Raw genomic sequence first — 22,870 nt, 5'->3', positions numbered from 1 at the left:
CCCCGTTCTTCGACGACCGTTCCGAGGGTGAACGCAATCTCCAGCCGGTTCGAGGATGGGCGCATTTGACCAGCACCGCGGCGAATGACGCCGGCCGCCGATCGCCCGCGTCCATCGCGGGACTCGACTCATTTGCCCAGTACGGGCGTCGCCACCGGATGCCGTTTCCTGTTTAATGCCAGCAAGGCAACTGCCGCAATCACCGCAGGCACGGCCATCAGTGAAAATATTGTCGAGGTGGGCAGATGCAAGCTCAACATAATGCCCCCCGCGATCGATCCAATGAATGCGCCCACCCGGCCAAACGCAGACGCCCAACTGACCCCCGTGGCTCTCGTTGGCGTTGGATAACACGACGCGACCAGAGACGGAATGATGCTCTGCGCTCCGCCCACTGACAGTCCGAAGCAGACGATTAGCGCAGTCAGTGTCGTCGGGTCCGCGGACATCCCGACCAGCCATACGAAGACTGCACCAGCCGCGTAGGCGAGGCCCAGCACCACTTCCCCCCGAAACCTGTCCATCGCAAAGCCAAGTATCAGCATGCCAACCGCGCCCGCAAGCAGGAAGATCGACGAGACAGTGGCTGCATGTCGCGTTGTCATCCCTGTCGTGCTGAGGATAAGCGGTAGCCAGCTGCTCATCAGGTAAAACAGGAAGAGACTGCAACAGTACGTGGCCCAGATCAGCACCGTCGTTGCAAACAGATTCTGTCGGAACAGCGCCAGAACCGACGCACGGTGACCGCCTGATTCTTCGACATCACGGTGAATCAGCTTGCCGGCGAAGTCTGGGACAATCCGCTCAACGACCCGGCGGATCCGTGACTCGTCAGCGCCTTTAACGACGAGGTAGCGCAACGACTCGGGCAGAAACGCAATCAGCAACACACACAGCAGCAGGGGTAGCACGGCACCGAATATCAGCACGCCGCGCCAGCCTAGATGCGAAATAAGATGCGCGGCAACCTGCCCTGATGCAGCCCCGCCCAGAGTGAAGCCGATGCCCGCCCACGCCATCATTCGCGCACGCATGTTGCTCGGCGCGAACTCGGCCAGATGCGTCAGCGCAATCGGCATCGCGCCACCCAGCCCGATTCCCGTCAGAAATCGAAGTGCGACCATCGCCCTGACGCTATCGACGAGCGCGGCGCCGAGCGTCGTCAGGCCAAAAAATGCGACGGCGGCGACAATTACCGGCTTGCGACCACGGCGGTCCGCCAGAGGACCGCAGATCAAACCACCGACCAGCAGGCCCGCCATTCCGAAACCAAATATAGGTGCAAGGTCAGCGGGGGACAATCCCCATTCCGCCTTGATAGCCGGGGCAAGAAAACCGATCACGGTCGCGTCGAAGCCGTCGACGAGACAGAACGCGAAAATGAGCGCCACAACCGTCCACTGCAGACGGCAACCCTTCTGGGCATCCAGGAAATCCCGGACGTCAACATGTTCCTGATTCATCACTCCTCCAATCCCTCATCATTTGAATCGGTCACTGGCCGCGATTGAGCGGCGAGTTACGCCACCACATCGTCGGACCAACGAGGGAGACAGCCGTTGCCATCTCTCCCCGCCTGCGCAGCCTGCCTGGATTACGGTCAGCCTAAAATCGATGCCGGATGCCGATCTGCGCGGCGGCCTGGTGATTCGATGAAGACGGTGAGACGAACGCCAGTGCCGCGACCGCCGGTTTGCCAGTCGAGTCCTGTCCGTTTGCAGATTGCATCGCCAAAACTGCATAAAGCGTAGTGCGTTTGGACAGATAGTAGTTGACGCCAAGATCCAGCTGCCGGTACCGCGCGCCAGCAATGCTGCCCGCGGCGCCCACCGCCGTGTAGTGGAAGGCGATTCCCGTCACAAGGAATGGTGTGACGTAGATAAAGTATCGCGCTTCGGCATTCTGTACCTTCGCAGTCCCATTGAGAACTGGCGTGCCTGCCACGGCAAATGTCCCCAGCCCGTCGAAACGGGTATAGGTGTAGGACGCGCCGAACGTGCTGGAGCCGATCGTATAGTTCACGCCAGCTGCTAACGTTTCCTGCCGATTCGCCGAAGCAAAGCCGCTAATGACCGGCGACGAACTCATACCATTCGTAAAGGTGTTGGCGGTACCGGACACTGCGGCACCTCCATAAGAGGCTGTGTTCGGACTATTCACATTGAAATAGCCGACGCCCCCAGTCAACGAACCATTCGAGTAATCCGCGCCTGCAGTCCAGATGCTCGACCGCGAGAGTTCCCCCGGAACTCCACCAAAGCTATAGGCACTGCCGAATGAAAAGCCGCCAAACGACGGGCTGGAATACTTGACGGAGTTGTCCATGCGCCGGCTGTTACACAGGTTGTCAACATCGCCAGGACTACAAGCAAATGCACCGCCCCATATTTCCGCCGTCATGCCAGTAACAGCAAGATGGTCGACGACCATGTCGTATTGCCGACCAAACGTCAGTTTCCCGTACGAGTTGGAAAGTCCCACGTAGGCCTGACGCCCAAACTGTCGGGCCCCTTGCAGTGCGGCTCCGGTGGATCCGTCGAAGCCGTTCTCAAGAACGAAGATCGCCTGCGCCCCTCCGCCAAGATCTTCGGCGCCTCGCAAGCCCCATCGCGAACCTGACAGCCAGCCGCCCGACGATTGGTAAACGTGCGCGCCGTGCACATTCGTCACCGCCAGCACACCCTGGTCAAATACGCCGTACAGCGTGACAGAACTCTGCGCGTGCGCAACGCCAACGCACCCTCCAACGCAGACCGCGATAAGCCACTTTTCGCCGACTTTCATCTCCGCTCCTTTTTGCACCGGCATCGGACGTTGTCGTAACGCCATCCTCGCCAGGCTCGTATGTTTTCGCCGCCCCAACGAACTCACTTCCACTGCGCAATGAGGTTCCGAGAAGGCGTTTTCCTGTTTGCGCCTTCGACGCTCAAATCTGCGTCAGGCGCTCGTCTGGTCTACCCAGCAAAGTCAGAATTTGCTCGTATAGGTGAGTGCAACGAAGTTGTTCTGCGCATACGGATTGGTCCCTGTGCTTTGCGCGGTCCCATTGACCTGCACACGCGGGATATTGCATAAGCAAACGACAGTTCCGATTGCTTGCCGATCCGATAAGTGGCGCCAAGCGTGTAGGTGCGGTTAGGCGTCGTAGGTGCAAGAAACGTGAAACCGGTATTGACAGCCGACACTACCTAGTCGGTCATTTCAAAGCCGCCGCGAATAGTGAACCGATCGTTCACCTCGTACTGCACGCCGAAGCGGTAAGCGTTGACATTGCGAAAACTGAATCCACAGCCGTTAATGTTTCCGAGAGGCACCGAAAAGTTGACCGGATTGCCGAGCACATGTGTGTTGCCATAGTTGAAACGGATCCAGTCGAACCCGATTAACCACTTAGGCGTCGGTCGGAACGCGATGCCGACGCCATACTGTTCCGGCTCCTCAAACCGCCTGCCATCCGCGAAGATGTGGCTGTACTTATCCCACGGCTGGTATCTGATCTTTGATGCGTAGGACGCCCCCATGGAAAACTGCGAAGTAAACTGGCTCATCCAGCCGATCTTGAAGCCATAGCCGGGCTTCCAGTTACGCCCCTGATTTGGGAGACCTGTTTGAGCCTGAACGCCTTCGACATCGATGGTCGAGAGTGCCCCGACGAACGACAATGACAAGGCATGATTCTTTTCCGCACCAAACCGGTAAGCGACGGTCGGTGCAACGTGTACGAAGACACCTTGTGAATACGTATTGGAATTCCCCGGGATGCCCCCGTATGGCGCTCTGTAACTCATCGATGCGCCAGATGCCCAGGATGCCACGCCGAACACGAGCGAAGGCGACAACGACTTTACATAACCGAACTCCGGCATCGGCGTAATTCCCGTCTTCGCGTGATAGGACACGCCATCGTCTACCGCTCCCGACTGAATGAATAACAGGCCCCCACCGACGTCCAACCTGTCTCCTGAGAATGCGATACCAGCAGGGTTTTCTGCCGGCGCGAGCACCGACTCGCCGATCGCGATGCCGACTCTACCCATCCCTTGTTCACGCGTGCCGTATCCGGTCGCATAAATGCCAGTGGTTGCAAAACAAATATCCGGCAGCCCAGCCGAGATCGCTATTGCCTGCGATATGACCTTTCGCTGTTTCATCCTGTCTCCGTTGCCTTGTTCAATCCGCTACACGACGCAACGGTTCTGAACTGCTTTTTATTGCCTGTTGGCGATATTCCCATGCCAACGCGCGATACCTTTAATACGGATTACTAATTGCAGATTACTAACATGTGTCTGCCGATGTTTTGCTCGACTAGCCGGCGGACAGTCTGTGAACCGCGAAGCCGGTGAGATTCATGCTGCCTTTCCCCAAGCCGCCATACCTCCGTCGACGCAGATGTCTGCTCCTGTAATGAACGAACTCTCGTCCGATGCAAGGAACAGCGCAGCGGCCGCCACGTCGTCTGGTCGTGCAAGCCGGCCTAACATGATTCTTTCCAGAATCTGTGAGAAGCGCTCCGGGCGGGAGAACTGCGCGCACGCCTGATTGGTCTCGATCGGACCTGGTGATATGGAGTTGGCGCGAATTCCGTGCAAGCGGCCTTCCAGTGCCAAGCGGCGGGTCAGCGAAACGATCGCACCTTTTGCTGCTGTTTGGGCAAGTGCCGGAAGAGTCGGACAGGAATGCCATTCGGAACACAATGTCATGCTAATGATCGCGCCAGACCGTTTAGCCAGTTCCGACCACGCGGTGCGAGTAATCAGGAAGACAAGGTTCAGTTCGTATTCGATTGCTTTGTACCATTTCTCATCCCGCACGACATCCATCGAATCGGACCGCGTCATCACCGCGTTGTAGAACAGCACGTCAATTCCGCCGTAGGTATCGACAGCAAGGTCAACCAGGCCTTGGCGGTCTTCGCGGCGCGTCAAATAACAAGGATGCAGTGAAACCATTTCGCCGCCCGATTGCTGCACAAGACCAACAGTTTCCAGCGCGGCCGATCTGGAAACGTCGCATCCGACGATGCGCGCACCTTCGCGTGAAAACCGCAATGCGGCTGCCCTTCCTGTGCCGCTACCGGTTCCCGTAATGACGCATACCTTTTCCGCAAGCCTTCCGTTGCGGCCTGAAACTTGGGACATGAGCCTCTCCTTGGGTGACTTGAGGCGTCTTTTTCCGACGGCGCCCCAAATACTGGCTCAGGTTGTCATGTACGCCAGGCAACCGCCACTATCACCCGCCAAACAGTTCAGAAACGTCTACGTAGATCAGGTACTCTTGGATCATCTTGTCGCGCATGCGCCAAACCGTCATCGCTGGAACGGTCAGCGTCGTCCGATCCTTTCGCGTGTAGGTCACATTCATTCGCGAAATGAGCACGTCGTCATCGCATTGCCAGACCTCCAGCAATTCATGCCTGATTCCCGAGATCATCGACATGAAGCCCTTGACATACGCCGCCGCGTTCGCACGCCCGATAACCGGATCGCTATTGGCATAGACGAATCTGCAGTCCTCAGTCAGATATTGTCCGAAACGATGTTCGTCCATCGAATCGCAAGCCGCATAGACTTGCGACGCGAACCCGCTTGCTGCGGTAGCAGTATCAATAACCATGGGCGTCTCCTCTTCGATTTGATGGAATGCTTTTTACTCGATGCCGCGAGACGTCCGCCTCGGCGTCTCGCGGCGTACCGTTATCAGGACTTCGTAGGTTTGCCGATGAGCTCACGATATTCGTTTGCGCTCGCGGGTGTCCGCCCGAGCAAGCCTGCGATATCTTTCGCCATCTGGAACATCTCGAGGTTGTCTTTCAGACGTGCGTCACTGTTCGGATACTTCCAAGGCGTGTCTTCCGTACCGACGCGGATGTGCAGGCCCATCATTGTGGCCAGCGTGGTCATGTAGAGGCTTGCGCGGCCCGCTGCACATACCGTAATCACTGATGTCGGATCGATCTTGCGAATCTGGTCGACCATGAGGAACATGTGCTGCGTCATGTCCTGAGCATCGCTCACCCAGGTGCCTGACACCAGCGTGCGGCCCACGTTGAACGGCAGGCCGTAAAGGATCAGCCAGTTATACGGTTTCGTCAGAATACCGGTGTCAATGAAGCGGCGCTTCGCGAGTTCGATCTCGCCCGAACTGTGGACAGCGAGTTCAGGCTTCACACCGGCTTCTTCAAGCGCCTGTACCGCCGGCACGCAGAATGCTTCGGGATGACCCGGAGCGCACGGCGCAACTTCTGCCAGCCCCTCACGGGCCGGACTGACGCAAATATCGAAGCTCGTACCATTAAGGACATTGAGGTTCGAGACGAATGCATTACCAAAGCGAGCGCGCAGCGGCTCCAGTACGGCCGAATATGCCTCTACAGGCGGCACGTCGCGATCGAGACGGCGTCCCTTGTCGTCGGTCACCCACGTGAAATCGATGTGGATGCCGCATGCTCCTGCTTCAATGACCCGCGACGCTTCATCGATATAGTTCTGGATCGACGTCGGTTTGCCGTCGTCAAACCGTCCCGCCACGGCGACGTTGATCGCAATCTTTGGCGACACGTCCCACTTCGGTTGGGTTTCCGCGCCCGCGACGAAGTGATAATTCTCCATTTCCTGCTTCGCGGCTTCCCACAGGGGCAACTTCTCGATCATGGTGAAACTCCTTGTGAAGTTGACTCAAGCCATTAGGAATCCGTATCGATTCTAATGCTTTCATCGTTATGCCGAGTGACGGCGACTAAATTCAGATCAGATGAGTCTTACTTGGCGGTTTGTGTCGCTTCTTACGTTGGCGGTTTGTGTCGCTTCTTACGTTGGCGGTTTGTGTCGCTTCTTACGGTTACCCGCACACACTCGGATGCGGACCGTATTGACCAGTCTCCATCAGATGCGAAGCGGCAATAGCCTCCGGTGTCCACCTCAGTGTCGCGCGCGTTTCCACCAACCAGGCGAGATAGCCTTCCGGGACGTTTTCCGATGGACCATGATGGGTTACCCCCTTTGGGACCCATGTGAGCGTCCCCGGTTCTGAACACCCGCCCCACGCGCCGGGGCCACGGACATAGCAGACCAGTTCGTCGAAGTCAGCGTTAACGTGAACGGGAGGACGGTTCGTAATGCGCGCACTGAGATTAAACATCAAGAGTTCGCCGTTTTTTGACGAAAGGAAAGCGCTTGGTGGACCTCCGTCCGGGAGGTAAGTCAGGACCTGGATCTTTGCGAGGTTAAGCTTCCAGACGGGAACGTTTGTCGCGAGCCGGCCGCTCACGGCGAGCGGATCATGTGACATCTGGAAAACCGTCTCTTCGCCGTCGCCCGTCTTCAGAATCAACTGTGTCGGTCCGCCCGGGGGGATATCAGCATCGATTTCTGCATGCTTCACGTCACGTGCGAAATTGACCATCCCAAACGGTGCCGGCGGCGTCAGATTTAACGCTGATGGACTCTCGATAATTACGCTGCGCATCGACTCGGTAACGGGGGCAAACCGGTAGGCGACAGCACGCGGAATGCAAACGAAATCGCCCTCTTCCGCAGTCAGCGTGCCGACGTCAGTTTCGAATTTGACCGTGCCGGTCTGAACGAAATGGATTTCGTCGGCCTCAACGTTGCGCACGACGAACGGCATGGGTTTGCGCCGTCCCGACACAAGGATACGAACACCGAGCTTCGACGTCGCTACAACGGACGGCAGTGCGTCGACGTCGCCCTCGTCACGCGGGACCATGTGGCTCAATACAGACCGACGCGGAGCATGCACGCCACTTACCGATAGATAGTCGGGAGCATACGTCGGGCGGGTCACAACCGACAGCGGCCCGGCGAATCCTTCGCGCGTCCAGAGCTGCGGCATCGGCTTACCGGCTTTTGTCTCTTCTGTCATTTTTCAATCTCCTAGATCTTTTAAATCTTTTAGTCTATGACCGTCACAATCCTCGTGACCGGCATGTTCGACCGTGCGTTTTCTAACGTCGCGGTCCCGGACTGCATTTGCGCGAATCATGTGTACCGGGCGCAACCAGAGAGAAATTTGGCGAAGTCGTTTCAGTGATTCGCGTCACATCGGCCTCGGCGAACGTACCCACTTCGGTGATGCTGCCCGGCGACTCAGCCAGCGGTGGCGCGGCGACACGAACAATGTCAACAGGTCAACGTCGGCAGAGCTGAATCGGGGCGCGCTCGGAACGCCGCTAGATTGAGCAGCTCGAGCCCCTTGACTGACGACAACAAAGGCCGCTGCAACTTCTGCTCGGCTCGGAGCGAGTTTGCCTTCGCGCGATGAGGACTGCGGGAATACCCGACGCCAGCAGCCTTGTCTGTTGTACATCCTTGTCTCCTAGTCAGGGGCGCTGCTTGTAATTCAATGTGCGCCGCTTCCGCCTTTGATGAAGCGTACGCGGCTCGCCTTCGGATTGAGCACCCGAAGCCCGCATCACGTACAATGTCCATCTGTCAGAAATTATTTTCGTCCATAAGAAAGCGAAGGTCAAGCACTTTCCAGAAACGATTTCTCCTGTACAGAAATCATAGAAACACTGGAGAATACAAGTGACGACAGACGCAGTGCGAAAAATAGGTGCCAGACCGATCTTTCTCCCCGCAGCAGTACCGGATGTCGACCCGAATATGTTTCGTCAGACTTGGCCACAAGCCCGACCAGAATGGGATTTCCTGCTATGCCTGACACCATGAGCGCAACGCGCCAGCCACCGAAGGCGACGAAGGCCAAAGCCGTTTCTGCGCTACTAAAAACTATTGGAGATCAATCTGTGCAAAATGCCACTCCCGTCGATGAAGGTGGGGTAAAGCAAGCGTTGCCCACGCCCCGGTACATGCTCGAGTCCGTCAACAACGTGCTGCGGCTGCTGCTGATGTTTCGGCGGACCAACCAGATTCGGCTTTCGGATGCCAAAGAAGAGCTTGGCGTCGGCCATTCGACCGTCCACCGGTTATTGGCGATGCTCGTGTACCACGGATTCGTGACCCAGGATCCGGTATCACGCATCTACAAACCTGGCAAGGCACTGCTCGAAGTGGGTTTGGCTGCCGTTCAGCGAATGGATATTCGGACGATTGCTCGTCCGGTCCTCGAAAAGCTGGCGGCAGAAACCGGGGAGACAGTGCAGCTTGCTGTGCTTGAAGATGGCAACGTTCGCTACATCGACGCCATCGAAAGTAACCAGGCGCTGCGCGTGTCGGTACCTGTAGGAAACGTCTTCGCAGCTTACGCATCAAGCGTTGGCAAAGCCATGCTCGCCGAGATGCCTCTCGAGGCCGTAAGCGCGTTGTTCCATCGCGATTCACTGCAATCATTCACAGGCAACACGATTACCCAGTGGCTCGCGCTGGAAGAGGAACTCGACGAGGTACGTAAGCGGGGCTACGCGACCAATTTTGAAGAGAGCCAGTCGGGCGTGTGCTCGGTGGCGGCGGCGATACGCCACCCGACACGCGGCTCTTTCGGCGCGTTGGGTATTGCAGCGCCAGTTACCCGGATGAACCCGAAGCAGGTACGGCGCCTGTCCGAACTTGTCATTGATGCCGCCGAACGCGTGTCGCGCAGCCTGGTCTAGTGGACGAACTCGTTCGCGCTCCCATCGAGGAACGCGAACCGATACCGGAAGATTCAATCGGTCGCGAAAGGAGCCTGGATCACTACCTCCATGCGCCCAAGTGCTTCCGCTTCCACCACGACACTGTCCCCGACAGAAAGAGACTCACCGCGCGCAGCCCCGACACCGGCGGGAGAGCCTGTGAACATGATGTCGCCTGGTTCGATGCAGACGGCCTTGCTGACGCCCGCAATCTGTTCGCGAAGCGAATAGATCATGTTCGCAGTGCATCCCTTCTGCTTCTGCTCGCCGTTGACGAAGAGACGGAATTCGATATGCTCGCCGTCAACGAACTCCTTCGGCACAATCACAGGTCCGACGGGGGTGGCCTTATCCTGGCACTTGCCAAGCGAGAAGTCGAAATTAAATGGCAGGTGAGGGGCAAGGAACTGGTCGCGAGCCGTAAAATCGATACCGAGCGTATACCCAGCAACATAGTCGAGTGCCCGCTCCTCGGGAATGTTGCGCCCTCCCCGGCCAAACACCACAACGACTTCGGCTTCCCAGTCAAAGTCGTTGCAGCCTCGTGGCAGATGGATGGAATGCCCCGGTCCTGTGAGTGCCGTCGAAGCGGGTTTCATGAAGAAAAACGGTGCTCGGCCCTCGACCTTTTCGATGACAACCTTCATTTCGGCGAGATGGTCAGCGTAGTTCGCTCCGATGCAGAACACCTTTCTCGGATACTGGAGCGGCAGCACGATCTCCACGGTGCGCTCATTCAAGGCAAGATTCTGCAGCTTGCCGCCCGCAGCAGCGTCAGCCACGCGCATAACGCTCTCGCGCGTATCGTGCCACCGGCTGAAAACGTCGCTAAGCCCTCCAGAAAGACCATCGATGCCAAGCCGCTTCGCGGCCGCCTCCAGTTTCCACAGCGTGCCATCAATCTTGATTGCCGCGCTGATGCGGCCATCATGAGCAATCGATGCCAATGCAAATGTCATTGTGCCCCCCTCTAACGGTCCGTAATCGCTTTGCCGTCCGGCGTAAAGCGGTCGCCGAAATCAAACATGTCATCATTCTGAAAGCCCGGGTAGTACTGGATTTCCCACCAGCTTCCGTTGAGGTCCACCATATAGAAGGAGTAAACGCCGTGACGACGCTCCGGCTGCTGGACTTCCTGTATGCCGTAGGCGTCCTTCAACCTGATTGCAGCTTCATGTGCCGCGTCCACTTCGGCTTCCGACGTGACATCGATACCCCAATGATTGTGCATATTGCACGGTGGACACGCGTCGCCGAGGTTCACGCAAACGATGTGAAACTTCAACCCACAGCGGATCACCATCGACGTAATGCCGTGCTGTACACACTCCATGCCTAGGAACTCCTCATAGAACTTGCGAGATTTCGCAAGATCGCGACAAGGTAACGTTCCGTGCGACATAACATAAGGCTTGACGACGGACATGCCGTTCGAGGGTTCAACGACAGCATTGTCTGTTAGCGCGAGAATATGGCTCAAGATTGAAGCTCCTCCGGTGGTAAGGTTTCAGCGCGTCTCTCCGACGCAGGCAGGAATTCGTCGGCAAAGAAGTCCTTGGGAGACAAGTTGCGCAGCGCGACGAAATCGTGCCTTGCGGCTTCCACGAGTCCTGGTGCTCCGCAAACGTAGACCTCCCGGCCCGCGAGATCCGCATGGTCTTCAAGCACTGCCTCATGAACATTGCCGGTGCGGCCATGCCAATCGCACATTTCCGTCGGATGTGAAACAACTGGCGTGAATGTGAAGTTAGGGTACTGTCCGACCCATTGATCGACGAGATCGCGCATGTACAGGCCCTCACGCGTGCGTGCACCCCAGTAGAAGTGAATTGGCCGCTTTTCGTGCATTCGACGGGCCAACAGATTGAGCAACATTGACTTGATAGGAGCGAAACCCGTCCCGCCCGCAATGAAAATCAGAGGCTGGCCGTACTCTTCACGGACGAAGAACGTTCCGAGCGGTCCTTCGAGTGTCAGCAGGTCCCGCACCTTTAACCTCGAGAAGACATGGTCCGTAAATAGACCTCCGGGCATGTGACGCAGATGGAATTCAAGCTCGGTCACCCCTTCGGCAAGAGGTACGTTTGCAATTGAATAGGTCCGTCGTTCACCATTTGCTAGCAGAAAATCAACGTACTGCCCCGCTGCGAACAGAAGATTCTCGTTCATCGGTAAGCGTACGCGAAGTTCCATAACGTCCGGGGCCCGCCGCTCCAGTTTGACGACGCGGCTCGGAGTCACCCGCGACCGGATGCCTGCCAGGCCGGTCAACTCCTGAGCTTCGATTTCCACGTCTGAAAGCGCGCGCGCCTGACAGATCAGCGCATAGCCTTCGCGTCTTTCACTATCCGAAAGGTAAGCCTGCGATACATGACCGTGATCGACTGCGCCTGCGGTCACCTTGCATTTGCAAGTCCGACACATACCAGCCCGACAACTGTATGCAAGCGAATGTCCAGCCGCCAGACCCGCAGACAAAATACTGATATCACCTTCCGTATCATAGACATGGCCACTCGGCCTCAATGTCACCTTAAAGGTCATTGACGTCTCCTCCTTTTTTGTCGTGTGCTCGACACCCACAGGTGCCGGCGTTTGGGAACCACTTGCCAATAGCCTATGGACGTTCTGAACCTCAGTCGAATTTAGAATCGAAATTCAAGGTATTTTGGACATCAATAGATGCCGACCGTATGCAGGGAGGGACTTCTACCAATCGACATAGGCGTCGAAGCGCTTACCATCAATGTGCTGCAGAAGCGCTTACCATCAATGTGTTGCCGAAGCGCATTCGGAGCACGAGCTCACGAAGAAAATGAATCCCCACCGAATCGATCTCAATCTGTTGAAAGTCTTCGACGCGATTTTGCAGACGCGCAGCGTGACTATTGCCGCGCTAAATCTCGGCCTGACACAATCGACGGTGAGCAACGCGCTAAACCGCCTGCGCGATGCGATGGGGGACCCACTCTTCGTTCGAACGTCTGAAGGTATGATGCCCACGACGTGGGCTGAAGAGATCGCCGACCCGATCCGCGAAAGCCTCGCCCGTATAGACGCGGCACTCGAACACAAGCTCGGCTTTGATCCCGCGTGCGCGGAACGCTCGTTCACGCTTTTCATGACCGACGTAGGACAGTTCGTCCTGCTCCCACGTCTGCTGCGTTTCATCACGCAGCAAGCCCCTTCCGTTCGTATTTTCACGGAACAGCTACCGCCCTTCCGGCTTCGCGAGGCTGCCTTGGAGAGCGGTGATGTGGACCTTGCAGTCGGCTACTTGCATGGGTTCGAAGGCCCGTTTCATCAACAGAGGCTGTTCACAGAAACGTTCGTCTGCGTGGCGCGCTGTGATCACCCGTGGATCGCCCGCAAACTCACGCTCGAACAATTCCTGACTGCACAGCACATCATCTACCGGCCGCCAGGTAGCGGACACGCATTGATGGAGGCATCAATCGATGCCGTATTTCAGCACCATGGGGTGCAACGGGCAGCTATGGCGCGCGTCGCCCATTGCCTTGGCTTGTGGACGCTCATTGCGCAGGGTGACTATATTGCTGTTCTGCCTCGAAGTCTCGCGACCGCCTTCGGGGAATTGGCGCCGTTGCAGATCCTTGCACCGCCGGTTCCCCTACCGTCTTTTGAAATTACGCAGCACTGGCACTCGCGCTTTCACCACCACCCTGGCAACCAGTGGCTCCGGCACCTGATCGCATCGCTGTTCGCGGCGCAGCGAAGCGAAGCATGAAGTGCAAAGGGCGACCGCGCGCCGCCTTGAGATTTGATCAAGCTGTTAACTGATCGACCCGCTCGCCATGCTCAACCCGGTATGTCGGTCTGTACATGGTTACGAACTCCTCAGCCGCCGTCGGATGCACCGCCATCGTGCGGTCGAAGTCATCCTTGGTAGCGCCGGCTTTAAGTGGGATAGCGAGTAACTGTGCCATCTCGCCGGCATCAGGTCCCATAACGTGGGCCCCGACCACCTTCCGAGATGTGGTTTCTACGATCAATTTCATAAGCACCTTCTCGTCGCGCCCGGAAAGCGCATTACGAGTGGGTCGGAACGAAGTACGATAGACTTCCAGATCCTCGTACTTCGCCACGGCCTCGTGTTCCGGTAAGCCAATGGTGCCGATCTCAGGCTGCGAGAAAACAGCAGTCGCTATCAGGTCATGGTCAGGGGCCGTAGGGTGATCCTTAAACGCTGTCTCCACGAAGCACATCGCCTCATGGATCGCCACCGGTGTAAGTTGGACCCGGTCGGTCACGTCGCCGATAGCCCAGATGTTTTCGACACTTGTCCGCGAAAATTGGTCCACGACCACAGCACCGGTCGAGGAGGTCTCGACGCCGGCGGCGTTAAGCCCTAGTCCTTCTGTATTTGGCGATCGCCCCACAGCCAGCATGAAATGGTCGACCGTGCGCGTTTCCCCATTGCTCAAACGTACATCCAGACGTCGATCATCGCGACGCGCCACATCCTCAGCGACCGAATGACAGATGACCTCGATGCCCTTTCTCGACATGGCTTCGTGCAGGCCGGTGCGCAAATCCATGTCGAAGCGATTGAGAATTTCCATCCCGCGATAAACGAGCGTCGTTTCAACGCCCAATCCGTGGAAGATGTTCGCGAATTCCACCGCAATGTAGCCGCCGCCGCCGATCATTATCGACTTTGGCAGGTTCTGCAGATGGAATGCTTCGTTGGAAGTGATGCAATGTTCATGGCCTGGAAGCGCGGGATGCGCTGACGGACGACCGCCGGTGGCGATCAATATCTGGTCGACCGTGACGGTCCGCCCTTCGCCTACAAGCCTTACGGTGTGACGATCAACAATCTCCGCCCTCGTGTTCAGTATGGTGACCCCCGAGGCTTCGACATTGCGCCGGTAGACGCCTTCCAGTCGAGCGATCTCGCGGTCCTTATTGGCAAGGAGTGTAGGCCAGTCGAAGCTCGGCTTTGCTACCTTCCAACCGTAGCCCGCCGCATCCTCAAAGTGTTCGCCATATTGCGAAGCATAGACGAACAGCTTTTTCGGCATACAGCCTCGAATGACACATGCCCCGCCGAAGCGATATTCCTCCGCGATCGCCACGCGGCGTCCAAGTGCGGCGGTCACGCGTGCGGCGCGCACACCGCCCGACCCGGCACCAATCACGAAAAGGTCATAGTCATACACGGTCATGAAAACAAATCCTAGACGGTGTTAGTTAAGTCTCCGTCTTTATGCCATGTCCTGCATGCCGACGCGGACGACGCCGAAGCAGGTACGTAGGCTAGGAGATTCGTATTCGAGGCCGCAACGCGTCTGACAAAGAACTTTCAGACTTTCGTCGCCGCGCTGATAAGCTGGCGGTCAAAGTTGTTCGTGGTAGCGGCTTCGACCATCACCCAGGCCGCGTCCTCGTATGAAACGAAGGGGCCGGAGTCGCGATTAATCCGCACTGATGCACGGACGTCCGTACTTCGCAGACCGACACTCCCCATGCGGCCTGGACAAAAGATTACATAGTTGATGTCGGCCTCACGAATGGCATCGATACATGCGCCATGTGCACGGTATGCGCCCTCAACCCAACTCCCTAAATGCACGAGCCGTTCATAGTTTGGTGTGACACCATCGTCAGCCAGGACATTCGTGGTGCCAGCCGGCCAACAGAGCTTCTTGACGTCATTTCGCTTGACTGCTGCCGCCAACTCGAATGCCAAATCAGGATCGGCGCCTCGGCCTGACAAAACAACGTCGATTCCGGACATAGCCTCGTCTAGCACCTGCGGGCGCGTGCCATCGCCTAGCGTGATCTTGCACAACTTTGCGACAATATCGCCTCCCAGCGCGGCTTCGAGCTTGGCTTCATTTCTCACGAGAACGGAAACGCGTAAGCCGCGCTCAAGCGCCTCTTGTGCGATGCACTTCCCAAGCCCACCCACTCCAACGATCAATACGCTCAATGGTTGCATCAGCATTCCTCCCTACGGTGAAACAAGATCCTGACGCGTTAGATAGGCCAACCGAAGAAGCGTCAGTTTGGATGCGTTCCGATGCGCGCACAAATAGAAGTGCGCGCGTCGGTAACGGCTAATCACTTAGGTGCGAGATTGCACATTGCATCGTCAGCGGCCGTAGCCGATAGCGTAAATTGAGGATCCTTGAGCCGTCGATCGACCAGCCGACTGACCTTTTCACCCACGGCGCTGGGACCGTATTCACCATACGCCCATGGAATTGCCGCCCCCTTCCGTACGGCTGGGCGCTCACTCAACTCGCCGAACCAACTGCTCACGTTAGGAAAATCGGCAAGGTCTTGACCCTGCCACTCGTGGTACTGAATCCACGGATACCAGGCCATGTCAGCAATTGAATAATCGTCGCCCGCAACGAACTGCGAGCGACCCAGTTGCGCGTCAAGCACTCCGTAAATTCGCGCCGATTCAATTGTGAATCGCTTGATATCGAAGGGAATAGCTTCTTTGTACATCACTCGATAGAGATGGGCGTTGCCGAGATATGGCGCGTGCGTAAGCTGGAAGTGCAGCCACTTCAGCACTTCATATCGCTGGGCTCCGCTCTTCGGCAGGAATCGCCCTGACTTGTCGGCAAGATATTCAAGGATCACCCCGGATTCCCATAGCACGACCGGTGGGGACTCTGAATTCTCGTCAACGAGGGCGGGCAGGCGTCCATTCGGATTGATCGCCAGATAATCTTCGGAGCGCTGCTCGCCGAGGTAGATGTCCACCAGTTTCGACCGATACTCCCAGCCGAGTTCCTCAAGAAGTATCGCAACTTTGCGGGGATTCGGCCCTCCGCAGACGTAAACGGTCAGCATGAAACCTCCAGCCTTATTTTTGCAAGTCCATTTTCCTGCGAAATCTGGATAGATTTCTTCATCTTGCGTCTCCCTTTTCGAATGGCATTACGACTTTGGCGCGGCGATTGGCGGCTACCATGCTGTGGTCCCACCGTCCACCCGAATATCGGCTCCGGTGATGAATGAGCTTTCGTCAGACGCCAGAAACAGAGCAGTTGCAGCCACCTCTTCGGGACGGCCCATCCGGCCGAGCATGATCTTTCCGAGCATCGGGTCAGACCACTCGGGATTGGACAGTAGTGGACGAGTTTGATTGGTCTCGATGAGTCCAGGCGAAATTGAGTTCGCCCTCAATCCGTGCGCCCGACCCTCAAGCGCCAGTTGGCGGGTCAACGAAACGACCGCACCCTTGGCAGCGGAATGCGCCAGAGCAGGCAGGACCCGGTAGGTCGACCATGCTGAGACAGAGGCGGTGTTGATGATCGATCCGGAACGCTTGGTCAGCTCAGGCCATGCTGCTCTGACCATCTCAAAGACGAGGTGCAACTCCTGATCGATAGTCTTGTACCATTGCTCGTCACTGATCGTGTCGATCGGCGCGAACCAAGCCATCGCGGCATTGTTGAACAATACGTCAATCCAACCGTAGGTGTTTAACGCAAGAGCTACCAGCGACTGACAGTGCTCTCTTTGTGTAAGATCGCATGGTTGCAATGACACCATCTCTCCGCCGGCATTGCGTACTTCAGCGACCGTCTCCTCGGCAGCATCTACAGAAATATCACAGCCGACTATCTTTGCACCTTCACGGGCGAACATTAAGGCCGCTGCGCGTCCCATGCTCCCCCCTGTGCCGGTGATCACACACACTTTCCCTTCCAGCCGTCCGACACGAGCCATACAGTTTCTCCGGGATTAATCAATGAAACGTCAGCATATGTAGGCAGACCGGAGTGAATCCGGCTCCCTAACGCTGCAGCACTTAAAGGTGCTGCGCGAGAAGGAATCGCAGTCTGCCTTCCCATACGGCACACACCATTGAATCTCAGATATTCAACAAACCTGATTTTCCTCAGTCAGAAAAAACACAGTCCGACTCATGTCAGCGAACCGAATTTCGTCGGGACGGACACCGTCAAGGTAGTCGGGATCCGCAAAAAAGCGATCCTTATCATCAATGCTGTCAAACCATAGTTCCGCCGCACCGTCAAATGCTGGTTCCTCGAGCGCGTCGCCGTTCCACAAGGCGTAGCTCTGAACGTATTTGCGGACGAACTTGGCGGTTGCCGGACAGTTTCGAACGAGATCTGCGTGCGTCACGCTCAAGTGTCTGCGAAACGCTTCGATGGTCATGTCAGGCTTTCTTTTTACTGCAATGATCAGCTTCACCATATATATACCTTTCAGCGAAATTTCGTGAGTCGCCCCCTCCGTCCCAGAGGCGACCGGTCATCAAAACCGGGATCTACTTTAGTGTGACGCTCCGCGTGCGATCTCGATATTGTTCATCGATTCAGCGGTCGAGGATTCGTCTTTAACCGGCGAACCCTTTCTGGACAACAGGTAATAACCCAACGCCGGAAGCAGGACGAGTGCACCCACCATGTTCCAGAGGAACATGAACGCGAGCATAATCCCCAGGTCTGCCTGAAACTTGATAGGAGAGAACGCCCACGTCGCCACTGCCACACCAAGTGTCACGCCGGTCAAGACAACGACTCTTCCCGTGAATAGAAGCGCTTTGTAATACGCCTGGGAAAGACTCGCACCCCGTCTCAGCCACGCAAGCGCAACGGTCAAGACGTAGAGCGAATAGTCCACCCCTATCCCCACGCCGAGCGCGGTGACAGGTAGCGTCGCCACCTTCACGCCAATGCCGAGCGCCACCATGAGTGCCTCTGCCAATACCGTCGTCAACATCAATGGCAAAACCGCACATAGGACCGCACGCCATGACCGGAAAGTGATAAACGCCAGCACGATCACTGCCACATAGACAAGCAGCAACATTTCGGTATTCGACCGCTTCACTACAATATTCGTTGCGGCCTCGATACCGGCGTTGCCTGCGGCTGACAGAAATTGATGATCTGCCGTGTTGTTGGCATCGGCAAACGCCTGCACCGTGCGGACGACGCTATCAAGCGTGCTTGCCTTGTGATCCTTCAGATAGATATAGATGCTCAGCAGGTTACAGTTCTGGTTGAACAGCTCGCGCGGCGCACGGTTCGTAATCGAATTGATCATGTCCTGGCTTCGCGGGACCTCATACCATTTGAGGCTTCCTTCATTCATGGCCGTCGCAGCCTTTCTCGCCAGACCTGCTACCGAACTGGTCGACTCAACCCCTGGCAGTTGTTGCAGCCGCGATTCGAGCGCATCGACCTGCACCAGGTTCTTGTACTGTGTGCATTGATACTGCGGCGTCTTCACCATTACTACGTATGTGTCGCTACTCGCCGAGTAGTTCGCTACCGTAAAAGCGTTATCACGGTTGTAGCGTGAGGTTGACCGCAGCTCCGGTGCACCGGGCTTCAGATCTCCGACTTTCAGATTCAGACTGATGGCAAAGCCCGCCACTCCCATAGCCGCAGCAACGATCAGAGCACGCCGAGCCCATTTGCGTTCTGTGAACAAGTCCAGGAACTCCCAGAACGCGTGCTTTTTGTGTTGCGTGTCGTTCTCGTCCTCGACTTCTGCCTTCAGGCTTCGTACTGCCGCCTTATTGCTGACCCCCACATACGACAGGAGAATTGGTAGTAGCAGGAGATTGGTAAAGATCAGGACGGCCACGCCGATACTGGCCGCAATCGCCAGGTCCTGGATTACCTTGATCTGGATGACCATCAATACTGCGAAACCCACCGCATCGGCCAGGAGCGCAGTCAGTCCCGCGAGGAAAAGCCTGCGAAACGTGTAGCGCGCAGCAACGAGGCGATGCGTGCCACGACCGATGTCTTGCATGATCCCGTTCATCTTCTGGGCGCCGTGACTCATGCCGATTGCGAACACCAGGAAAGGCACCAGAATGGAGTACGGGTCGATCTCGAAGCCAAGCGTCGGTAGCAATCCGAGCAGCCATACCACCGCTAGCAGCGAACAGACCACCACTAGCACCGTGCTGCGCACACAACGCGTGTACCAGTAAAGCAGAGATGTACAGATAGCGATTGCAAGGGCAAAGAAAAGCAAGACTTGCTGCAGTCCATCAATCAAATCGCCAACCACCTTGGCGAAGCCCGTAATATGGATCCCCACCGAGGGGGATTCATACTTGTCCCTCAACTGGTTCAATTTGCTCGAGAACTCGTGATAGTTGAGCCGCCGGCCAGTCCCATCGTTTTCAAGAAGCGGGACCCGGATGATGCTTGAACGGTAGTTGTTAGCGACCAGCTGCCCCACCTGCCCGGAACGTTCGATGTTCGCACGCAACTGATCCAGACTTTTCGTCGATCCATTGTAGTCGTCAGGGATCACTGGCCCGCCCTCCAGCCCCTCCTCGGTCACACCGAGCCAACGGGTTGAAGGCGTCCACAAGGATTTCATATAGGCACGGTCGACACCGGGTAGCAGGAAGATGTCGTCGTTCAGCTTGCGTAAACTGTCCAGGTACGCCGCATCGAAAATGGTCCCGTGCTTGTTTTCCACCACGATATTTAGCGTATTTCCTAGCCCCGTCAGTTCGCTCCTGTTCGCAAGGTAGTTCACGATAAACGGATGCTTCGTCGGGATCATCTTCTCAAAGCCGGCATTAAGCGTGAGCTTTGTCGCTTGCAGGCCTAGCACTGTTGTGAGAACAAGGCAAACTACCACGACCAGCAGCCGGTTGTTGAATAGAAATCGCTCGGCCAGCGATCCGGACTTCGTGTCGAAATCCTTCAAATCACGGATTACGGGTTGTTCAGCGAGTGACGAATCATGCTTCATTGCTTTTGCTCCACAAGCTGGATCGGTTGTGTCACGGTGCCCATGCCTCGCGCGCCACTCAAAACGAGGCTTCCGTTCGTCCCTAGGGCAATGCCCGTGCACTCTGCGTCATGCCGCGTGTGCACCTGCTGGAAACTGCGACCCGCGTCACTGCTTTTGAGAACCTGACCGGCTTGATTAGCGAGGAAGAAAGTCCCATCACGTAAACGCAGTCCTGCTGTCAACGTGGATGACCCAACACCATCGACCTTGTTCCATGTCTTTCCCGCGTCGTCAGAACGATAACTGTTGCCGCGCAGCCCAAAGGTGAGGATCATGTCACCTCCGTCTCCCACAACACCGAAGTACGTCCCGTTATATGGCGTGGGTATTCTGTCGAACGATTTCCACCCGTCCGTCGAACGAAAAAGGACACCTTGTTCACCTGCGATGTAGAGACCGCTTTTTGCTACGTAGATGCTGTACAGGTGGCGCCCCTGTGAATTCGGAATTCTTTCCGCGATCGACTGCCAGTGCTCGCCTCCATCTTCGGTGACAAACGCTAGTCCATAGGCTCCTACAACAATTCCTCGACGCTCATCAGCGAAGTACACATCGAGGAACGGCTTGTCGGGTCCGTCGGCAACCAGCTGGTCCGCGTCGGCAAGCGCTCGCTTTGCTTTATCGCCGCCATTGCTTGCCTTTGGCAGCGCAGCGGTTCGCACAAGCGCAGCCGCCTCAACCCCATCAAGTTGCTTAAACCAGGTGTTACCGCGATCGTTCGTGAGCAACACGACGCCCCCGTGCCCAACAGCCCATCCCTTCTTCGTGTCCACGAAGCGGACGTTCGTCAGTGTCAGGCTCACAGGTGCCTTGGCTTGCGTCCACGTCTTGGCGTTGTCGTCGGATAGCAGGATGACGCCATGCTCCCCCACCGCGACCAGTCGCTCACCCGCACGATTTACTGCCAACATAACGCGGCTTGTCGCGCGCGCATCGGGTAAAGACGGTCGCGCCAGTAACTCCGGTTCCGCGTGCGCGCCCGAGACCACAAACGGCAATGCAACGACCGCTACTAACAGCGTTCGGAGGATGTGCAGCGAGATTAACTTCATATGTCTGACTTCCTTTTTGATGGAGCGCCACTTCTGGCGCCCCATCTTTCAACTATCCGATTAACGAACGCCTTCGCCCGCCATCGCTTCGGGCGTGAAATACGACTTCGGGAGACGATCAAGCACCTTGAAGTAATACTTGTAAGAAGGATTCGACCAGTCAGTGACGCACGCGGCGAGATAGGTACCCGCTGTCAGGTTGTACAGCGAGAAGTTTGCATTCGGCACGACCATCGGCCCTTCCGGCACGATGAACGGCAGCGCCATCTGGACACGCCACAATTGGCCATTCGCGTCATATTCGTCTCCGAGTATTGCGCCCCAGGTGTCCTCGTCCAGATACAGACGGCGCTTCGCAACCGCGTGCCGCTTTCCAGGCGCGATCGTTGCCTCAACGACCCACACACGATGCAGTTCCCATCGCATTGCATCGGGGTTGTGATGATGCGGCATCAGAATTTCGTCGATTTTCTTGCCACGCTGATAGAACTTGTTGTCGTTATAAGGGATATAAAGCTCTTTCTTGCCGATCAGCTTCCACTCATATCGATCAAGGGGACCCCAGAAAATGAATGCCTCGTCGTAGTAGTTGAGGCCGGAGTTGACGTCATCGGGCGTGTCGTAGCCAATCGTCGGTGCCATGCGGACCCGACGTTGTCCCGTCAGATACTGCCATGCCTGGCGCGGTTGGTTGACATAGTCAACCGTAAGAAACTGCTCGCCCGACTTGAAGGGAGGGTCCGTCATAAACGTCCGCAGCAACTGGCTTTCCCCTTTGTAGTTGCTCGCTGACCCGTTCTTGTCGTAGTAGGGATAGTTGACCTTGTTATAGGCTTTTACGGCTAATTCCAACTGGCCGCTAGCGGTACCAATGTAGTTTGCGACATTTAGCGTAGTGGTCTCTCCTGCCCAGAGCAGTCGGTGATTCCACATGGCCTCCACACCACTGGACGGGATAGGGAAGGGAATGCCCCCGAAACAACCTTCGATGGCGTTGCCCCCTTCTTTCGGCTTGCATTCCGTGGCGTTTTTGAACGTAGCGTCATAAACCCATTGTGGTGCAGCAGCTGTTCGATGAGTCGGATAGACGTCAAGCCGGAAAGTATCCGGATACTTTTTCAGTAGTGCTTTGACCCCCTCGCTCAGCTTGCTCGCATACTGATCCATGTTCTTTGAGTTGATTGTATAAAGCGGCTTTTCACTCGCGAACGGATCAGGGAACTGGTCTCCCGATTTGTATCCGGCAGGAACCTGGGTAAATCCACCGTCCCACGCGGGGATGGTTCCGTCTTTGTTACCTGCTTTCTCGGCACCAAACGGAGTCAATGTGCTTTTGAGTTTGGCCGCTTCGTCCGCACTCACCGCACTAAGAGCCAACTGGCTGGTTGCCAAGAGACCACACATTACCAGTAGAGAAGCTGCAATACGATATTTCATG

The 22,870-nt window shown here is 56.5% G+C and carries 20 protein-coding genes; 2 read left to right on the top strand and 18 right to left on the bottom strand.

Features of this window, described 5'->3' with window-relative positions; genetic code table 11:
* Positions 1–128: 128 nt before the first annotated feature.
* The 7 genes from B0G77_RS16805 to B0G77_RS16775 all read right to left on the bottom strand — a co-directional run bounded on the left by B0G77_RS16805 (position 129) and on the right by B0G77_RS16775 (position 7,884).
* Entirely contained in the window at positions 129–1,463 is a 1,335-nt protein-coding gene (locus B0G77_RS16805) for an MFS transporter (protein ID WP_133663125.1), read from the bottom strand.
* 142 nt (positions 1,464–1,605) lie between these two features.
* On the bottom strand, positions 1,606–2,784 hold the full coding sequence (locus B0G77_RS16800; protein ID WP_133663124.1) for a porin: 1,179 nt from the start codon (positions 2,782–2,784) through the stop codon (positions 1,606–1,608).
* A 404-nt stretch (positions 2,785–3,188) separates the two neighbouring features.
* Positions 3,189–4,151, bottom strand: a complete 963-nt coding sequence (locus tag B0G77_RS16795; RefSeq protein ID WP_133663123.1) for an outer membrane protein transport protein — start codon at positions 4,149–4,151, stop codon at positions 3,189–3,191.
* Positions 4,152–4,349: 198 nt separating this feature from the next.
* Positions 4,350–5,141: an SDR family oxidoreductase gene (locus B0G77_RS16790; RefSeq protein ID WP_133663122.1), complete on the bottom strand. Its 792-nt coding sequence runs from the start codon at positions 5,139–5,141 to the stop codon at positions 4,350–4,352.
* Positions 5,142–5,232: 91 nt separating this feature from the next.
* Complete coding sequence (locus B0G77_RS16785; protein WP_133663121.1) at positions 5,233–5,616, bottom strand: nuclear transport factor 2 family protein; 384 nt, start codon at positions 5,614–5,616, stop codon at positions 5,233–5,235.
* Positions 5,617–5,699: 83 nt separating this feature from the next.
* The gene (locus B0G77_RS16780; protein WP_133663120.1) at positions 5,700–6,653 is read right to left on the bottom strand and encodes a 3-keto-5-aminohexanoate cleavage protein; all 954 of its coding nucleotides are present in this window, start codon (positions 6,651–6,653) and stop codon (positions 5,700–5,702) included.
* 187 nt (positions 6,654–6,840) lie between these two features.
* Entirely contained in the window at positions 6,841–7,884 is a 1,044-nt protein-coding gene (locus tag B0G77_RS16775; protein ID WP_133663119.1) for a homogentisate 1,2-dioxygenase, read from the bottom strand.
* Positions 7,885–8,677: 793 nt separating this feature from the next.
* Here B0G77_RS16775 and B0G77_RS16770 point away from each other — a divergent pair.
* Positions 8,678–9,574: an IclR family transcriptional regulator gene (locus B0G77_RS16770; RefSeq protein ID WP_166656170.1), complete on the top strand. Its 897-nt coding sequence runs from the start codon at positions 8,678–8,680 to the stop codon at positions 9,572–9,574.
* Between the two features lie 53 nt (positions 9,575–9,627).
* On the opposite strand, the gene B0G77_RS16765 is transcribed toward B0G77_RS16770, so the two are convergent.
* From B0G77_RS16765 to B0G77_RS16755, 3 genes are read right to left on the bottom strand one after another with little or no spacing between them, the layout of a single operon-like run.
* Positions 9,628–10,554, bottom strand: coding sequence for a fumarylacetoacetate hydrolase family protein (locus B0G77_RS16765; RefSeq protein WP_133663117.1), 927 nt, complete (start codon positions 10,552–10,554; stop codon positions 9,628–9,630).
* A gap of 11 nt (positions 10,555–10,565) precedes the next feature.
* Positions 10,566–11,075 (bottom strand): VOC family protein, encoded by a 510-nt coding sequence (locus B0G77_RS16760; protein WP_243751027.1) that lies wholly within the window; start codon positions 11,073–11,075, stop codon positions 10,566–10,568.
* Complete coding sequence (locus B0G77_RS16755) at positions 11,072–12,139, bottom strand: CDP-6-deoxy-delta-3,4-glucoseen reductase (protein WP_133663116.1); 1,068 nt, start codon at positions 12,137–12,139, stop codon at positions 11,072–11,074. Before B0G77_RS16755 ends, B0G77_RS16760 begins: the two co-directional genes overlap by 4 nt.
* Before the next feature lie 301 nt (positions 12,140–12,440).
* Between B0G77_RS16755 and B0G77_RS16750 the strand changes: the two genes are divergently transcribed.
* The gene (locus B0G77_RS16750; RefSeq protein ID WP_166656169.1) at positions 12,441–13,343 is read left to right on the top strand and encodes a LysR family transcriptional regulator; all 903 of its coding nucleotides are present in this window, start codon (positions 12,441–12,443) and stop codon (positions 13,341–13,343) included.
* A 37-nt stretch (positions 13,344–13,380) separates the two neighbouring features.
* Here B0G77_RS16750 and gor read toward each other — a convergent pair whose 3' ends face one another.
* The 8 genes from gor to B0G77_RS16710 all read right to left on the bottom strand — a co-directional run bounded on the left by gor (position 13,381) and on the right by B0G77_RS16710 (position 22,869).
* Positions 13,381–14,784 carry a glutathione-disulfide reductase gene (gene gor / locus B0G77_RS16745; protein ID WP_133663114.1) on the bottom strand — a complete coding sequence of 468 codons (1,404 nt, stop codon included), beginning with the start codon at positions 14,782–14,784 and terminating at the stop codon, positions 13,381–13,383.
* A gap of 137 nt (positions 14,785–14,921) precedes the next feature.
* Complete coding sequence (locus tag B0G77_RS16740) at positions 14,922–15,560, bottom strand: NAD(P)H-binding protein (protein WP_166656168.1); 639 nt, start codon at positions 15,558–15,560, stop codon at positions 14,922–14,924.
* Positions 15,561–15,682: 122 nt separating this feature from the next.
* Positions 15,683–16,429 (bottom strand): glutathione S-transferase N-terminal domain-containing protein, encoded by a 747-nt coding sequence (locus tag B0G77_RS16735; protein ID WP_133663112.1) that lies wholly within the window; start codon positions 16,427–16,429, stop codon positions 15,683–15,685.
* Between the two features lie 114 nt (positions 16,430–16,543).
* Positions 16,544–17,311 (bottom strand): SDR family NAD(P)-dependent oxidoreductase, encoded by a 768-nt coding sequence (locus tag B0G77_RS16730; RefSeq protein ID WP_133663111.1) that lies wholly within the window; start codon positions 17,309–17,311, stop codon positions 16,544–16,546.
* A gap of 153 nt (positions 17,312–17,464) precedes the next feature.
* The gene (locus B0G77_RS16725) at positions 17,465–17,803 is read right to left on the bottom strand and encodes an EthD domain-containing protein (protein WP_133663110.1); all 339 of its coding nucleotides are present in this window, start codon (positions 17,801–17,803) and stop codon (positions 17,465–17,467) included.
* A gap of 78 nt (positions 17,804–17,881) precedes the next feature.
* Positions 17,882–20,338: an MMPL family transporter gene (locus tag B0G77_RS16720; protein ID WP_133663109.1), complete on the bottom strand. Its 2,457-nt coding sequence runs from the start codon at positions 20,336–20,338 to the stop codon at positions 17,882–17,884.
* Entirely contained in the window at positions 20,335–21,432 is a 1,098-nt protein-coding gene (locus B0G77_RS16715) for a YCF48-related protein (protein ID WP_133663108.1), read from the bottom strand. Before B0G77_RS16715 ends, B0G77_RS16720 begins: the two co-directional genes overlap by 4 nt.
* Positions 21,433–21,492: 60 nt before the next feature.
* Positions 21,493–22,869 (bottom strand): DUF1329 domain-containing protein, encoded by a 1,377-nt coding sequence (locus tag B0G77_RS16710; RefSeq protein ID WP_133663107.1) that lies wholly within the window; start codon positions 22,867–22,869, stop codon positions 21,493–21,495.
* Position 22,870: the final 1 nt, after the last annotated feature.

This window comes from Paraburkholderia sp. BL10I2N1 (genome assembly GCF_004361815.1).
Lineage (GTDB): Bacteria > Pseudomonadota > Gammaproteobacteria > Burkholderiales > Burkholderiaceae > Paraburkholderia.
This window is presented reverse-complemented; position numbering and strand designations above follow the sequence as displayed.

What these genes read in the sequence shown, in the direction of transcription:
- B0G77_RS16805 (WP_133663125.1), bottom strand. Translation starts at nt 1,463, where the DNA reads ATGAATCAGGAACATGTTGACGTCCGGGATTTCCTGGATGCCCAGAAG.
- B0G77_RS16800 (WP_133663124.1), bottom strand. Translation starts at nt 2,784, where the DNA reads ATGAAAGTCGGCGAAAAGTGGCTTATCGCGGTCTGCGTTGGAGGGTGC.
- B0G77_RS16795 (WP_133663123.1), bottom strand. Translation starts at nt 4,151, where the DNA reads ATGAAACAGCGAAAGGTCATATCGCAGGCAATAGCGATCTCGGCTGGG.
- B0G77_RS16790 (WP_133663122.1), bottom strand. Translation starts at nt 5,141, where the DNA reads ATGTCCCAAGTTTCAGGCCGCAACGGAAGGCTTGCGGAAAAGGTATGC.
- B0G77_RS16785 (WP_133663121.1), bottom strand. Translation starts at nt 5,616, where the DNA reads ATGGTTATTGATACTGCTACCGCAGCAAGCGGGTTCGCGTCGCAAGTC.
- B0G77_RS16780 (WP_133663120.1), bottom strand. Translation starts at nt 6,653, where the DNA reads ATGATCGAGAAGTTGCCCCTGTGGGAAGCCGCGAAGCAGGAAATGGAG.
- B0G77_RS16775 (WP_133663119.1), bottom strand. Translation starts at nt 7,884, where the DNA reads ATGACAGAAGAGACAAAAGCCGGTAAGCCGATGCCGCAGCTCTGGACG.
- B0G77_RS16770 (WP_166656170.1), top strand. Translation starts at nt 8,678, where the DNA reads ATGCCTGACACCATGAGCGCAACGCGCCAGCCACCGAAGGCGACGAAG.
- B0G77_RS16765 (WP_133663117.1), bottom strand. Translation starts at nt 10,554, where the DNA reads ATGACATTTGCATTGGCATCGATTGCTCATGATGGCCGCATCAGCGCG.
- B0G77_RS16755 (WP_133663116.1), bottom strand. Translation starts at nt 12,139, where the DNA reads ATGACCTTTAAGGTGACATTGAGGCCGAGTGGCCATGTCTATGATACG.
- gor (WP_133663114.1), bottom strand. Translation starts at nt 14,784, where the DNA reads ATGACCGTGTATGACTATGACCTTTTCGTGATTGGTGCCGGGTCGGGC.
- B0G77_RS16740 (WP_166656168.1), bottom strand. Translation starts at nt 15,560, where the DNA reads ATGCAACCATTGAGCGTATTGATCGTTGGAGTGGGTGGGCTTGGGAAG.
- B0G77_RS16735 (WP_133663112.1), bottom strand. Translation starts at nt 16,429, where the DNA reads ATGCTGACCGTTTACGTCTGCGGAGGGCCGAATCCCCGCAAAGTTGCG.
- B0G77_RS16730 (WP_133663111.1), bottom strand. Translation starts at nt 17,311, where the DNA reads ATGGCTCGTGTCGGACGGCTGGAAGGGAAAGTGTGTGTGATCACCGGC.
- B0G77_RS16725 (WP_133663110.1), bottom strand. Translation starts at nt 17,803, where the DNA reads ATGGTGAAGCTGATCATTGCAGTAAAAAGAAAGCCTGACATGACCATC.
- B0G77_RS16720 (WP_133663109.1), bottom strand. Translation starts at nt 20,338, where the DNA reads ATGAAGCATGATTCGTCACTCGCTGAACAACCCGTAATCCGTGATTTG.
- B0G77_RS16715 (WP_133663108.1), bottom strand. Translation starts at nt 21,432, where the DNA reads ATGAAGTTAATCTCGCTGCACATCCTCCGAACGCTGTTAGTAGCGGTC.
- B0G77_RS16710 (WP_133663107.1), bottom strand. Translation starts at nt 22,869, where the DNA reads ATGAAATATCGTATTGCAGCTTCTCTACTGGTAATGTGTGGTCTCTTG.